Origin of the sequence: Haloferax sp. Atlit-4N, assembly GCF_003383025.1 — an archaeon.
GTDB lineage: Archaea > Halobacteriota > Halobacteria > Halobacteriales > Haloferacaceae > Haloferax > Haloferax gibbonsii.
Genome location: NZ_PSYY01000002.1, coordinates 651,396 through 664,506, shown reverse-complemented (window position 1 = coordinate 664,506; position 13,111 = coordinate 651,396). Strand labels below are relative to the sequence as shown.

The 13,111-nt window shown below is 68.9% G+C and carries 14 protein-coding genes; 7 read left to right on the top strand and 7 right to left on the bottom strand.

The window, feature by feature from the left end:
• Positions 1-12 precede the first annotated feature (12 nt).
• Complete coding sequence (locus C5C07_RS12615; protein ID WP_004975650.1) at positions 13-996, top strand: formyltetrahydrofolate deformylase; 984 nt, start codon at positions 13-15, stop codon at positions 994-996.
• Positions 997-1,061: 65 nt separating this feature from the next.
• Positions 1,062-1,280: a hypothetical protein gene (locus C5C07_RS12610; protein WP_004975649.1), complete on the top strand. Its 219-nt coding sequence runs from the start codon at positions 1,062-1,064 to the stop codon at positions 1,278-1,280.
• Between the two features lie 52 nt (positions 1,281-1,332).
• Here the strand turns inward: C5C07_RS12610 and C5C07_RS12605 are convergent, their stop codons facing one another.
• Positions 1,333-2,352, bottom strand: coding sequence for a phosphoribosylaminoimidazolesuccinocarboxamide synthase (locus C5C07_RS12605; RefSeq protein ID WP_115805180.1), 1,020 nt, complete (start codon positions 2,350-2,352; stop codon positions 1,333-1,335).
• Between the two features lie 138 nt (positions 2,353-2,490).
• On the opposite strand from C5C07_RS12605, the gene C5C07_RS12600 reads away from it, so the two are divergent.
• Entirely contained in the window at positions 2,491-3,258 is a 768-nt protein-coding gene (locus C5C07_RS12600) for a Sir2 family NAD-dependent protein deacetylase (RefSeq protein ID WP_050459498.1), read from the top strand.
• A gap of 22 nt (positions 3,259-3,280) precedes the next feature.
• Here the strand turns inward: C5C07_RS12600 and C5C07_RS12595 are convergent, their stop codons facing one another.
• Positions 3,281-3,529, bottom strand: coding sequence for a hypothetical protein (locus C5C07_RS12595; RefSeq protein WP_004975641.1), 249 nt, complete (start codon positions 3,527-3,529; stop codon positions 3,281-3,283).
• Positions 3,530-3,636: 107 nt separating this feature from the next.
• Here C5C07_RS12595 and C5C07_RS12590 point away from each other — a divergent pair, with 107 nt between their 5' ends.
• Entirely contained in the window at positions 3,637-5,757 is a 2,121-nt protein-coding gene (locus C5C07_RS12590; protein ID WP_115805179.1) for an ATP-binding protein, read from the top strand.
• Between the two features lie 27 nt (positions 5,758-5,784).
• Here the strand turns inward: C5C07_RS12590 and C5C07_RS12585 are convergent, their stop codons facing one another.
• The gene (locus C5C07_RS12585) at positions 5,785-6,207 is read right to left on the bottom strand and encodes a DUF5518 domain-containing protein (RefSeq protein ID WP_004975637.1); all 423 of its coding nucleotides are present in this window, start codon (positions 6,205-6,207) and stop codon (positions 5,785-5,787) included.
• A gap of 109 nt (positions 6,208-6,316) precedes the next feature.
• On the opposite strand from C5C07_RS12585, the gene cofH reads away from it, so the two are divergent.
• From cofH to C5C07_RS12570, 3 genes are all read left to right on the top strand, one after another.
• Complete coding sequence (gene cofH, locus C5C07_RS12580; RefSeq protein WP_004975635.1) at positions 6,317-7,687, top strand: 7,8-didemethyl-8-hydroxy-5-deazariboflavin synthase subunit CofH; 1,371 nt, start codon at positions 6,317-6,319, stop codon at positions 7,685-7,687.
• Between the two features lies 1 nt (position 7,688).
• Positions 7,689-8,237 carry a hypothetical protein gene (locus tag C5C07_RS12575; protein WP_049905117.1) on the top strand — a complete coding sequence of 183 codons (549 nt, stop codon included), beginning with the start codon at positions 7,689-7,691 and terminating at the stop codon, positions 8,235-8,237.
• A 135-nt stretch (positions 8,238-8,372) separates the two neighbouring features.
• Positions 8,373-8,975: a hypothetical protein gene (locus tag C5C07_RS12570; RefSeq protein WP_115805178.1), complete on the top strand. Its 603-nt coding sequence runs from the start codon at positions 8,373-8,375 to the stop codon at positions 8,973-8,975.
• Between the two features lie 35 nt (positions 8,976-9,010).
• Here C5C07_RS12570 and cofG read toward each other — a convergent pair whose 3' ends face one another.
• The 4 genes from cofG to C5C07_RS12550 form a co-directional block, all read right to left on the bottom strand.
• The gene (gene cofG / locus C5C07_RS12565; RefSeq protein ID WP_050459500.1) at positions 9,011-10,183 is read right to left on the bottom strand and encodes a 7,8-didemethyl-8-hydroxy-5-deazariboflavin synthase subunit CofG; all 1,173 of its coding nucleotides are present in this window, start codon (positions 10,181-10,183) and stop codon (positions 9,011-9,013) included.
• A gap of 330 nt (positions 10,184-10,513) precedes the next feature.
• Positions 10,514-11,128 (bottom strand): 2-phospho-L-lactate guanylyltransferase, encoded by a 615-nt coding sequence (cofC, locus tag C5C07_RS12560; protein ID WP_004975631.1) that lies wholly within the window; start codon positions 11,126-11,128, stop codon positions 10,514-10,516.
• Between the two features lie 6 nt (positions 11,129-11,134).
• Positions 11,135-11,929 (bottom strand): hypothetical protein, encoded by a 795-nt coding sequence (locus C5C07_RS12555; RefSeq protein WP_004975630.1) that lies wholly within the window; start codon positions 11,927-11,929, stop codon positions 11,135-11,137.
• The gene (locus C5C07_RS12550) at positions 11,898-13,085 is read right to left on the bottom strand and encodes a tubulin/FtsZ family protein (RefSeq protein WP_004975628.1); all 1,188 of its coding nucleotides are present in this window, start codon (positions 13,083-13,085) and stop codon (positions 11,898-11,900) included. Before C5C07_RS12550 ends, C5C07_RS12555 begins: the two co-directional genes overlap by 32 nt.
• Positions 13,086-13,111 lie beyond the last annotated feature (26 nt).

The window sequence follows — 13,111 nt, the reverse complement described above, 5'->3', positions numbered from 1 at the left end:
GGAGGTGACGGTATGACTCGCGAACTCACCGAAATCACGGTCATCGGAGGAGACAAGACCGGACTCATCGCGAACGTGACCACCCTGCTGTTCGAGCGCGGAATCAACGTCGAGGACTTAGACCAGGCGGTCCGCGAGGGAATCTTCCGGATGACCCTCCACGCCGACACCGCGGAGATGACCTGCTCCCGCGACGAACTCCGGGAGGCGCTTTCCGACCTCGGCGACGACCTCGGCGTCGACGTGCAGGTCCGGTTCCCCTCGGACCGCGAGACCCGCGAAATCGCCGTCCTCGTGACGAAGGAGTCCCACTGCCTCGAGGCGCTGTTCGAGGCGTGGGCGAACGACGACCTCGGCGCGGAGATTTCGGTCGTCATCGGCAACCACGACACGCTCGAACCGCTGGCGAGCCACTACGACGTGCCCTTCCACGACATCGGCGACCAGAAGGGCACCGCCAACGAAGAGCGCATGCTCGACCTCCTCGAACAGTACGACGTGGACCTCATCGTCCTCGCGCGCTACATGCGCATCCTCGGCCCGAACGTCGTCTTCCGCTACGAGGACCGCATCATCAACATCCATCCGTCGCTCCTCCCGTCGTTCCCCGGCGCGGCGGCCTACCGGCAGGCGAAAGAGGAGGGCGTCCGCATCGCGGGTGTCACCGCCCACTACGTGACGACCGACCTCGACCAGGGTCCCATCATCGCCCAGCGCGCCTTCGACGTGCCCGACGACGCCACCATCGAGAAGATAAAAGAGCGCGGCCAGCCGCTGGAGGCCGACGCGCTCCTCGAAGCCGTGAAGCTCCACCTCAACAACGATATCTCGGTCCACCGCGGGCGCACCAGCCTCCGCGAGAGCGCCGACCCCGAGCGCTACCAACTCGGCCTCACCCGCGAGGCGCAGGCGTCGAACCCCGACCGCCCGGTCGACGGCATCATCGACGCCCTCGGCGAGCGCGAGGCGCTCGCGCCCGAACCGTCCGAGGACTGAGGCACCGCTGAGCGGGCCGCCCACCAAACCTAAAACCTATTTCTCCGGCGACACGACTCGGAGCCGTGCCCGTCTCCCTCCGCTATCGCGTCGCCCTCGGCTGCTACGCGCTGTGGCTCGTGGCGACCGTCCTCCTCATCGCTCATCAACTCGGACTCATCCCGCTGCTTCCCGGTGTCGAACCGGGCGTCGTGACCGGCGCAACGGTGTTCGTCGCGCTCGGCGTCGTCCAACTCCTCCGCCGCGGCTGGCGGTTCCTCGTCGGCGATAGCGGCGGACAGTGAGAAGGAAACGGCACAGAACAGACGAAAAACGGCGTGCTCGCTCGGCGACCGACTACAGGTCCCGAACGCGCGCCACGGCGTCCTCGATGGCCGGCGCGTCGAACCAGTCGTGGTCGACGTAGGCGTTGGTGCCGGCGCAGTAGAGGTCCGCCAGCGCCTCGACGATGTCGGCGGGGAGGTGCTCGGGCTCGACCGCGCAGTTCCCGCGCCAGTTCGGCTCGCCCGTCTCGATGGCCTCGGCCTTCGCATCCTTGACGGCCTCGACCCACTCGGGCTGGACGCGCTTGTAGTACTGCCGGACGACCTCCTTCGAGACCTGCTGGCCGCCGTAGGAAAACCGGTTTTCGTCGAAGGTGCCGACCACGTCGCCGACTTTGACGGTGCCGTCGTGGTACAGACACTCGATTTTGCCGTCCTCGTGGTCGAAACCGGCCTTCTCGGCGCGCTCTGTCAGCACGTGGTTCACGGCGAGCGCGAGCTCTTCGAGGCGGTCGAGGTCGACTTTCCCGGCGATGTCGTCGGCCTCCTCGCGGGAGAGATAGCGGTCCTGTTCTTCGTACTTCGTGGAGAACTCCACGACCGGCTCGGGGAGGGAGACGGCCTCGTCGGGCCACTCGTCGGCGTCGAGACCGTAGTCGGCTGGCTCGCCGCGCCGCCGGAGGCTCGACCCCACCGGGACGGTGTTGCGGAAGACGATTTCCAGCGGGATGAGGTAGTTGTCGCCGGCGGCCTCGTGGTAGGCGTCGTAGTCGTACGCGCCGTCCTCGTGGGGGAGGTCAGGCACCTGCGTGAGTTCGATGGCCATCTCCGTCGGCGGCGACTCGCACTCGCCGAGCTCCTTGACCTCGCCGTCTTCGACGACGCCGAGGTAGTGGGTCGGGACGTGGTTCACGTCGAGCAGTTCGAAGTTGTACGCGCCCATGAGACAGAGGCTCGCGCCCTTGTTCGGGACGTGGTCGGGCATCTCGCCCCAGTCGAACACCGAGTAGCGGTCCGAGAAGACGAAGCGGCCCCGCCCGAGGTCGGTCGCCGTCGGCTCCTCCTCGACGCGGAAGTCCTTCACGCTGGTCATGGTCGTCCTCTGGACTCATCCCACTAAGAAGCTTCCACTTCCGTGCGTATCTCGGTCGGAGACGAGTCGAATATATGCACGAACGCGCCCACCGAACGAATCGTATCGCTTTTTCGCGGCTGTACCGTCCGTTCGGCTATGGACGCTGCCCTCGAATCAGACGCCGCGTGGGTCGCCCGACGACTCCGCGAGGCCGACACCGCCGTCGCCTTCACCGGCGCGGGGATGAGCACGGCCTCGGGGATTCCCGACTTCCGCGGCGACGACGGCATCTGGGAGACCGAGTTCGACCCGGCGTCGTTCCACCGCGACCGCTTCGTCAACGACCCCGCGGGGTTCTGGCGGGACCGCGTCCGCCTCCAAGAGCGCATGTTTCCCGACGGCGTCGAGCCGAACCCAGGTCACGACGCGCTTTCGGCCCTCGAATCGCGGGGCGTCCTCGACGCGGTCGTGACCCAGAACACCGACGGTCTCCACCGCGATGCCGGCTCGGACCGCGTCGTGGAACTCCACGGGAACGCCGCGGAGGTCGTCTGCGAGGACTGCGGCGCGCGAACCGACGCCGACCCGGCCTTCGAGGCGGTCCGCGCCGGCGACGCGCCGCCGACGTGCGACGACTGCGGCGGCCTGCTCAAGCCCGGCGTCGTCCTGTTCGGCGAGCGCCTCCCCCGCGTCGCCTACAGCGAGGCGAACCGTCTCGCCGGCGACGCCGACGTGTTCCTGTCGCTCGGGTCGTCGCTGACGGTCCACCCCGCGGCTGGCCTCGCCGGCCGGGCCGCCGAGGGCGGCTCGCTGGTCGTCGTCAACTTCGACGCGACGCAGTACGACGACCGCGCCGACCGGGTCGTCCGCGGGGACCTCGCGGCGTTCCTCCCCGAAGTCGAAAAACGAGTCGAACGAGTCTGAACGCGACCGCGCGGCCGACCCGTCAGGAGTCGAACGGCTCGTCGTCGCGGTGGTTGTCGACGTTCTCCGTCTCGGCCGCTTCCTGTTCTCGCATCTCGTCTTCGGCGTCCGGTTCCTCGGACTCGTCCGGTCGCTCGGCGTCGACCTCCTCGGACTCCTCTGGCGACGACGCGCCGGCGTCGCCGCCGCCGTCGACCGTGACGCCGTGGCCGTCGTCGTCTTCGACGCTCGGTTCGCGGTCGGTCACGTCCGCTTCGGTGTCGTCGGACATCGGGCCGCTAGCTCACGTCGCCCGCGGCAAATAGGTGGTGGCCGAGTGCACGAGCGCCCGGCCACACCCACCAATCAATTGATACTCCCTCCCCGTCATGTCGATGCATGACTCGGTCTCCCTCGCCGGGGGCTCCGGCGGGGACGGCACCGTCCGTTCTCTTCGTCGCCCCCGACCACACTCGGGCGGACGCCGTCGCGGCCGCGCTCGACCGCCACGACGTGTCCGTCACCGTCGAGTTCGACCTCGGTGCCGCGCTCGACCGCATCGACGACCGGACGGTCGACTGCCTCTTGGTCCCGCGGCAGTTCGGTCAACACACCGCCGCCGACGTCGTCGCGCTCGTCCGCGACCGCCATCCCGAAGTTCCGGTCGTCCTCCTCGGCCCCGACAAGGCGGGCGACGACGGTGACGGTGGCGGTGGCGATGCCGACCCGCTCGCGGCCGACGCCGCAGTGTATCGGTTTTCGGACGACGTCGACTCCATCTCCTACGACCGCCTCGCCGACCGCGTCCGGGCGGCGGTCGCCCGCTACCGAAGCTCGCAGGCCCAGCGCACCGAACGCGACATCGTCTCCCGGCTCGAACGCCGCATTCAGCGCACCGAGCGGAAGATAACGTCGCTGCACGGCGTCGCCATGCGGCTCGCGTCGGCCTCCGACGCCGACGACATCTACGAGGAGACCGTCGAGGCGGCGGAGCGCATCCTGAACCTCGACATCTGTTTCGCCTTCGAGGCCGAGGCGGACCGGTTCGTCCCGAGGGCGCAGTCGTCGACGCCGACCGACCGCGAACTCCGGCCGGTCCCGAAGGACGCGGGCGCGATGGGCGAGACGTTCCGCACCGGCGAGTCCCACCGCGCGGTCGACATGGAACTCCACGCGTTCGGCCGCCCCGAGTTCGGTGACTACCGCTCGGGGCTCAGCGTCGCCATCGGTTCGTTCGGCGTGTTTCAGGCGGTCTCCGAGCAGACCGGCGCGTTCGACGAAATCGACCTCGAACTCGCGGAGCTCCTCGTCGCCCACACGAACGCGGCGCTCCAGCGGCTCAACTTCGAGCGCCGGCTTCGGGTCGAACGCGACCAGTACGCCGCCCTGTTCGAGAACAGCGCCGACTGCATCATCGACTCGGAGTTCGTCGACGGCGAGTCCGTCATCCGCGCGGTGAACCCGGCGTTCGAGGCGACGTTCGGCTACGACGAATCCGAGGTCGTCGGCCGCGCCATCGACGACGTGGTCGCACCGGACGACCGCCGCGAGGAGGCCGCGAAGCTCACCGAGATGGTCCGCGCCGGCGACTTCGTCCAGACGGAGGTGCGCAGGCGGACCGCCGACGGCGAGAAGGACTTCCTCCTGCGGTCGGTTCCGGTCGGCGAGAACACCATCTACGCGGTCTACACGGACATCACGGCGCGCCGGGACGTCGAACGCGAGGTCGAAGCCCAGAACCATCGGCTCGACGAGTTCACGAGCGTCGTCTCCCACGACCTCCGCAACCCGCTTTCGGTCGCCACGGGCCACCTTGACCTCGCCCGCGAGGAAGTCGATAACGACCACCTCGCGGCGGTGGCGCGGGCGCACGACCGGATGAACGCGCTCACCGAGGAACTGCTCGTCCTCGCGCGGCAGGGAACCGACGCGTTCGCCACGACGTCCGTGTCCCTCGCCGAGACCGCAGAGCGGTGCTGGGAGAACGTCGAAACCGGGGATGCGACGCTCGTCGTCGCGTCCGACCGGACCGTCGTCGCCGACGCGGGCCGGCTTCACCAACTGTTCGAGAACCTGATGCGGAACTCTGTAGAACACGGTTCCACGGGCAGTCGGATTCCATCCGACGACGCTGTAGAACATGGTTCTACAGGCAACCGGACTGTGTCCGGTGACGCCGTCGAGCACGGCCCCCAGAGCGAGACCGGCTCTACCGACGGCGGCGACGACGCCGAAGACGCCGCCAACGCCGAAGACGCCGTTGACGACGGGGACCGCCTCACCGTCACCGTCGGCGCGCTCGACGACGGCTTCTACGTCGAGGACGACGGCGCCGGCGTCCCGCCCGAACTCCGCTCGCGCATCTTCGACAGCGGCTTTTCGACCGGCACCGCCGGCATCGGCTTCGGACTGACAATCGTCTCGAACGTCGCCGACGCCCACGGCTGGACGGTCTCGGTCGGAGAGAGCGACGCGGGCGGCGCTCGCTTCGAGTTCACCGGCGTGGAATCCGAGCCCTGAAGCCGGGTCGAAGGGGCGTGGACGTGTTCAGGCGAACTCCTCGTGGAGGTACGCGCCGAGGTAGCCGCCGAGCGCGCCGAGGCCGACGGTGTAGACGAGGAGCAGTGCGAGGCCGAACAGCGCGACGATGACGATGCCGAGGATGCCGAGGCCGAATCCCAACTCGAACGGGGTGACGCCGATAGCGAAGATGCCGAAGAAGCCGAGGACGACGACGCCGAGGACCACGCCGACGAGACTCACGAACAGCCCGGAGACCGCGCCGGATTTCACGCCGAGTTCGCGGTCGCTTCCGGTCAGGTAGCCGGAGATTGCGCCGCCGAGGACGGTCGACCCCGGAAGCGGCGAGAGGACGATGCTGGCGACCGCGCCGACGAGCGCCGAAAACAGCAGGCTCTCGCGGTCGTCGCCGAGGGACGAGTCGGTCGTCGAAGACGGGGAGTGCTCCATGCCCGACACAACACGACGGGGCGGCCTAACGCTTTCTCTGCCGCGGCGTCCCGCGGTCGGGGTTCCGGTACCGCCCCGTTTTTAGGACCGTGGCGCGTTTCAAACGAGCATGACCGGTGCCGCCCACGACGACTTCGGGTTCGACCACGTCCCGGAGACAGACCAGTCGTTCGAGAACGCCTTGGCGAAGGCGAGAGCGGGCGAGCGCCTCACGGTCGACGACGGCGTCGAACTCATCACGACGGGCACCGACCGCGAGGGAATCGACGCCGCGCGCAAGGAACTCGTGCTCGAAGCCGCCGACCGGCGGCGCGCCGAGATGGTCGGCGACGACGTGACGTTCGTCGCCAACCTCAACAACAACGTGACGACGGCCTGCAACACCGGCTGTCTGTTCTGTAACTTCAAGAACACCGCCCACCTGTTCGAGTCCGACTCCGACGCCGACCACGGCGGCTTCACGAAGACGCCCGCCGAGTCCCGCGACATCGTCGCCGACGCGGTCGAGATGGGCATCTACGAGGTCACGTCCGTCTCCGGGCTCCACCCCGCGCTCGTCTTAGACGAGGAACACCGCGAGATTCTCGAATCCTACGACAACCCCGCCAGCGAGGTGAACTACAAGCCGCCCGAGGCGTACGACACCGACCCCGCGAGCTACGCCGAACAGCTCTCGGCGATGTCGGTCGACGGCGCGCACGTCCACTCGATGACGCCCGAGGAGGCCCACCACGCCAAGCGCGGCACCGACTGGAGCTACGAGGAGGTCTACCGCCGCCTCGCCGACGCCGGCCTCGACAGCGCGCCCGGCACCGCCGCGGAGATTCTCGTCCCCGAGGTGCGCGAGGTCATCTGCCCCGGCAAAATCGGGACCGACGAGTGGGTCGCCGGGATGGAGGGCGCGATGGAAGCCGGCCTCGACGTGACGGCGACCATCATGTACGGCCACGTCGAGACCGAGAAACACCGCGTGCTCCACCTCGACGTGATTCGGGACCTCCAGGACCGCTACGGCGGCATCACCGAGTTCGTCCCGCTGTCGTTCATCCACCAGAACACGCCGCTGTACGACCGCGGCCTCGTGACCGGCGGCGCGTCCGACGACGAGGACGAACTGCTGGTCGCCGTCTCGCGGCTCTACCTCGACAACGTCGACCACATCCAGTCGTCGTGGGTGAAGTTCGGGAACGCGAAGTCGCTGAAGCTCCTCAACTGCGGCGCTGACGACCTCATGGGCACGATTCTCTCCGAGGAGATAACGAAGCGCGCCGGCGGCGGCTTCGGCGAGTTCCGCTCGTTCGACGACTACGTCGACATGATAACCGCCATCGGCCGCCGGCCGGTCGAGCGCTCGACCGACTACCGGACTCGCCGGCCCATCGACCCCGACGACGGCCCGCACGGCCCGATGCTCGGCCCCCGCGCGGACGGGACGCCCCTGCTCGACGGCCGCCGCGACCCGGCGACCGCCGACGACTGAGATGATGGCGACCACCCACGCGGCCGTGGGGCTGACCCTCGCGGCCCCGCTCGTCTTGGTCGCTCCCGAACTCGCGACCGCGGCGGCCGTCGGCGCGCTCGCCGGCGGCGTCTTCCCCGACGTGGACCTCTTCGTCGGCGTCCACCGCAAGACCCTGCACTTCCCCGTCTACTACAGCGTCGCCGCCGCCGTTTTCGGCGCTGTTGCCGTCGCCTCGCCCTCGACGGTCACCGTCGGGGTCGCCTTGTTCTTCCTCTCGGCGGGGCTCCACTCCGCGTCCGACTGGCTCGGCGCGGGCGACGAACTCCGGCCGTGGGACCGCACCTCCGACCGCGCGGTGTACGTCCACCCGGCGCGGCGGTGGCTTCGGCCCCGCTACCTCGTCCGCTACGACGGCGCGCCGGAGGACCTCGCGTTGACGCTCCTGTTTTCGGTCCCCGGCTTCCTCGCCTTCTCCGGCGGCGTCCGGGTCGCCGTCGCGGTCGGTGTCGCCGTCGCGCTGTTCTACACCGGCTTCAGAAAGCGGATGCCCGAGTGGTTCGGCATCTGAGGCGCAGGCTCCGAGGCGGTGACCGCGCTCGGGGGCGCTCGTTCGGACCACGAAACTCATACGTCTCGGTCGCCGAGTAGGCGAAGCGATGACGACTCGACGACGCCGACCGGCGCGGGGGGTGTTCGCCCCGTGATGGCCCCGACGCACGTGGCGATGAGCCTCGCGCTCGCCGCCGCCGTCGTGTTCGTCGCTCCCGCGGCCGCGCCGCTCGTCGTCGCGGCGGCGCTCGTCGGCGGCGTCTTCCCCGACCTCGACATGGTCGTCGGCGTCCACCGCAGGACGCTCCACCAGGTCGAGGCGTTCGTCGTCGGCTCGGTCGGGTTCGGCGCGGTCGCGCTCCTGACGGGCGACCCGCTGGCCGCGGCCGCGGCGACGGGGTTCGTCGCGGCGGCGCTCCACTGCGCGGCCGACTACCTCGGCGGCAGCAGCGAGGCTCGCCCGTGGGAGGCGCGGACCGACCGCGGCGTCTACGTCCGCAGTCTCGGCGGCTGGGTCGAACCCCGCCGACTCGCGGCTTACGACGGCTCGCCCGGCGACCTCGCGCTCGCCGCGGCGCTCTCGGTTCCGGGCCTCCTGACGCTCGGCGACGGCCCGCGGGGGATTCTCCTCGCCAGCCTCGCCGTCGGCGTCGGTTACACGCTCGTCAGAAAACGCGTGCCGCAGCTCTCGGGCCGCGCGCCCGCCGTGACCGCCGCGCTCGTCGCGCTCTACTCAGTTCTCGTTCGCCGTCGGTAGAAAACTACACCAGACCGGCCGACGCCGCGTCGCTCTCACCGCGGAATCGACAGCGGCCCGTCGCCGCGAGCGACGTTCCGGAACCGTCGCCCGTGGACGTCGTCGGCGCTGAGCCGGTCGGTAATCGGGTCGCGGAGCCACTCGCGGTCCGGCGCGGTTCCGCGCGCGCCGTCGGGCGTTCCGTCCCGGTCGCGGACGCTATCGCCGTCGGGGAGGAACCGCTCGTAGACGGGCAGTCGCTCGCGGAGCGGGACGCCCGCCTCGTCGGCGATGTCGACGAGTTCCCGCAGCGCCGGCCACTCGTAGTCGGGGTTGACGTAGTCGTCCGTGACCGGCGAGACGCCGCCGAGGTCGTCGACGCCGCAGGGGACGAGGTCGGCCGCCGCCGAGAGGTTCGGCGGGACCTGCACCGACACCTCCTCGGGGAGCGCGACCCGCGCCATCGCGACGACCCGGCGCATCGTGTCGAGCGACGGGCGCTCGTAGTCCGACCGCTCGTTGGGGACGACGTTCTGGACGATGACCTCCTGAACGTGGCCGTAGCGCTCGTGGAGCGCGCGGATGGCGAGCAGGCTCTCGGCGCGGTCGCGCCACGTCTCGCCGATGCCGACGAGGATGCCCGTCGTGAAGGGGACGCCCACTTCGCCCGCGGCGCGGATGGTGTTGAGCCGCTGACCCGGCGTCTTCCGCCGGTTGCCCGAGTGGGCGGCCACGTCGGCGGTCGTCTCCAGCATCACGCCCATGCTGGCGTTCAGGGGCGCGAGGTCGGCGAACTCCTCGCGGGTCAGGTCGCCGGGGTTCGAGTGCGGCAACAGGCCCTCGTCGAGGGCGACCTCGCAGGCCGCCGCGAGGTAGTCGAGGATGTCGTCGTAGCCCCACTCGTCGAGCTGGCGGTGAATCTCCGTGTAGCGCTCGTCGGGGGCGTCGCCGAAGGTAAACAGCGCCTCCGTACAGCCCGCGTCAGCGCCCGTTCGAACCGTCTCGCGGACCTCGTCGAGGGACATGAGCGTCGCCTCGCCGGGCACGTCGTAGTAGGTGCAGTAGGTGCAGGTGTACCGGCAGGCGGTCGTCAGCGGGATGAACACGTTCCGCGAGAACGAAAGCGCCGCCGGCGCGTCGGCGTCGTCGGGGGTAACGGCGAGCAGTCGCTCCACGTCGGCGTCGTCGATAGTCAGGTCGACTCCGTACTCGTCGGCACCCGCGAACATATCTCCCGGTGCGTGACGAGCCACTAAAAGCGTGTCACTCGCGGCCGATACGGCGGCGATTGGAGTCGCACGGAGAGACGGTAAAACGGAAGTCGAGCTCGGGGCCGGATAGTTGGTGCCAGACACGTCTCCGGCCCGTCCGAGGCGCCGTCAGGCGCTCGCCCCGATTTGGTTGCGAGTGTGACTCGCGTCGTCGTCGCGACGTTCGGACTCCACTTCGACTCCCACGTCGTCTTCGCGACGCGGAAGCGCGCGGCGCACGTTGCCTCAGTTCCCGCCGGGCAGACGGACAACCGCGCCAGTCAATGTTTATCGTGGACCGTTAAGGTCTTATCGGCGCTCGCGGACGGCCTCGACTCTGCCCGACCCGCCTTCGAGTCGGACGCCGGCGTCGACCAGCCACTCGCGGGCGCGCCCCTCGCCGTGGACGAGCACCTCGACGAGGTCGGTCGGCTCGTCCACGTCGACGGCGAGTCGCATCGAATCCACCTCCGCGAACGAACAGCCGGCGTCGCGGGCGATTCGCCGGTGGTCGAGGATGGACGCGCCGTGGTAGTCGACGGAGAAGTCGGGATGGCGGACGACGAGCGCGTTCGTTCCGCCGCCGAGGCCGGGCGCGGCGACCACGTCGGCGTCGGTCTCGAACAGCCGCGCGAGCGCGGCGGGCGTCGCGAGCGCGAGGTCGGCCATGACGACCGCGACCGGGTCGTCGCCGCCGAGTTCGTCGCCGACGACCTCGGTGAGCGGCCGGTCGTCGACAGTGACGGGTGCGTCGACCGAAACGGGCGCGTCAGCGACGACTGTCGGGTCGCCGTCGGCCGCGCGAACGGCGTCGAGCACGTCGCGAAGCATCGCGACGGCGAACTCGCGTCGCTCGTCGGCGTCGAAAAACGAGGCGAGTCGGGTCTTCGGCGTTCGTCCCCCGAAGGGAACGACGACTCGCACTGAGAATCAGCCCAGTTTGTCGTAGGTCGTCTGCTGGGACCGCCAGTAGAGGAATCCACCGGCGATGAGCGCGACGACGAGCAGGCCGCCCGCGGCGTAGATGAGCAGTTGGGTCGTCTGACTCGACTGCTGTGCCTGGTTCGCGCTGGTCTCGGCTTCGTTGGCGAGGTTCGTCGCGAGGTTGAACTCTTCGCCGTTGAACGCTTCGACAGCGTTGTTGAACGTCTGCTGGGCTTGTTGCGTGTTGGCCCCACTCGCGCTCTGAATCGCGGCCTGCGCACTATCGAGTTCGGTGCGCGCGGCGGCGCTTTCTTCGGTGTAGTGGTGGGCGGTCCACGTGTCGATATCGTTACTGGAGCCACCTTCGCGGGTCTGGTCGAGCGAGATGAGCGTGAACGTCTGCGCGGGGTCGTAGGAGTACGCCTCGACCTCGGGGACGGTCCCCGTCACGGAGATTTCCACTTCGCTCGTTCCGTCGCCAGCGGCGACTTGTGCGCCGCTGAAGTTCTGCCCGTCGAAGGACTGCTGGTCGACTTTCGCACCCGTCTGGTCGTAGTACGTGACGGTCCACGTCACGTCTTCCAGGTCGGTCTCGCCCGCGAGCGTCCACGATTCGAGTTGCGGGTTCCTGTACAGTTCATCGAGGGTGGCCGTCGCGGTCACCTGTGAACCGACCTGCGCCTCGTTGGGAACGTTCTCGGACGCGACGCTCACCGCCCCCACCGGGCCCGCGAGGGCCGACAGGAGCACGACGAGCGCGAGCGCCAGCTTAGAAAAGCGACTCCAGTTCGTCTTCGTCATCGTTTATGAGGTTCTCCAGATTCGAATCGCTCTCTTGGCGGATCTCTTCGATGTTATCCTGCGCTTCGATGGCGACCTGCTGCAGTTCCTTGATGCGCGGGACGTTCGTCACGCCCGACAGGAGGATGACACTCGCCACCTTCCCCGCGCCCGGAATCGGGTAGTCGCCGCCGCGAACTTCCATGGAACCGGTCTGCTCCTCGATCCACTTCCGCCCGCGCTCTATGCCTTTCCGGTTCAGATGCTCCGGCGGACCAGCGAGTACGAGCAGCGCGCGCTCCGCGCCTTCGATCTCACACGGGAGCGTGAGTCGACCGAGCGCGGCCTTGCGAACGAGACTCGTGATTCGGTTGGTCGTGTGTGCGGTGTCGAGGTTGTCGTCGGGCTCGTCGCCGCCCGTCAACCGGGACAGGAGGCCGCCGCCCTTGTTCTTCCGCGGTTCGACGCCCTCGGAGGCGTAGCCGACGGTCGAGACGCCGCCGCCGGCGAGCGTGTTGATAATCTCCGACGAGTCGACGACGGACTCCGCGACCTCCTGTCCGTCCTGGACTTCGCCGGCCCCGAAGAGCACGCCGAATCGGTTGACGATCTCCTCGTTGATCTCGTCGTACCCCCCCTGTACCGACTCGCCGGTCTTCCGCCAGGCGTCGTTGTCGAACACGAGGAGGTTGTCGACCTCGCGGACGAACGTCTGGAAGGAGCGCGCGGCGTTGAGCGTGTAGATGCCACCCTCGTCGGACCCCGGCAGGATACCGATACCGTAGACGGGTTCGGTGTAGATGCGCTTGAGGTGTTTCGCGAGGACCGGCGCGCCGCCGGAGCCGGTGCCGCCACCGAGCCCGGACACGACGAGGAAGGCGTCGACTTCGTGGACAGGGATGCTGTCGATGGCACCCTGCACCTCGTCGATGTCCTCCTCGGCGATTTCGGCACCGAGTTCGTTGTCCGCACCGACGCCGTGTCCCTTCACGCGGGACTGGCCGATGAGGACGCGCTGGTCCTTCGGTATGTTCTTCAGTCCGAGCAAGTCAGCTTTCGCGGAGTTCACCGCGACCGCAGCGCGGACGATTCCGGCGTTGCGTTCCCGGTCGTACTCGACGAACTTGTCGACTACTTTTCCCCCGGCTTGCCCGAATCCGATCATTGCGAGCTTCATAGGTTCGGTCCCCTCGCCATTGCGTG

Excerpts from the sequence above, each read along its gene's own strand:
- C5C07_RS12615 (WP_004975650.1), top strand. The coding sequence starts at position 13 with ATGACTCGCGAACTCACCGAAATCACGGTCATCGGAGGAGACAAGACC.
- C5C07_RS12605 (WP_115805180.1), bottom strand. The coding sequence starts at position 2,352 with ATGACCAGCGTGAAGGACTTCCGCGTCGAGGAGGAGCCGACGGCGACC.
- C5C07_RS12600 (WP_050459498.1), top strand. The coding sequence starts at position 2,491 with ATGGACGCTGCCCTCGAATCAGACGCCGCGTGGGTCGCCCGACGACTC.
- C5C07_RS12595 (WP_004975641.1), bottom strand. The coding sequence starts at position 3,529 with ATGTCCGACGACACCGAAGCGGACGTGACCGACCGCGAACCGAGCGTC.
- C5C07_RS12590 (WP_115805179.1), top strand. The coding sequence starts at position 3,637 with ATGACTCGGTCTCCCTCGCCGGGGGCTCCGGCGGGGACGGCACCGTCC.
- C5C07_RS12585 (WP_004975637.1), bottom strand. The coding sequence starts at position 6,207 with ATGGAGCACTCCCCGTCTTCGACGACCGACTCGTCCCTCGGCGACGAC.
- cofH (WP_004975635.1), top strand. The coding sequence starts at position 6,317 with ATGACCGGTGCCGCCCACGACGACTTCGGGTTCGACCACGTCCCGGAG.
- C5C07_RS12575 (WP_049905117.1), top strand. The coding sequence starts at position 7,689 with ATGATGGCGACCACCCACGCGGCCGTGGGGCTGACCCTCGCGGCCCCG.
- C5C07_RS12570 (WP_115805178.1), top strand. The coding sequence starts at position 8,373 with ATGGCCCCGACGCACGTGGCGATGAGCCTCGCGCTCGCCGCCGCCGTC.
- cofG (WP_050459500.1), bottom strand. The coding sequence starts at position 10,183 with ATGTTCGCGGGTGCCGACGAGTACGGAGTCGACCTGACTATCGACGAC.
- C5C07_RS12555 (WP_004975630.1), bottom strand. The coding sequence starts at position 11,929 with ATGACGAAGACGAACTGGAGTCGCTTTTCTAAGCTGGCGCTCGCGCTC.
- C5C07_RS12550 (WP_004975628.1), bottom strand. The coding sequence starts at position 13,085 with ATGAAGCTCGCAATGATCGGATTCGGGCAAGCCGGGGGAAAAGTAGTC.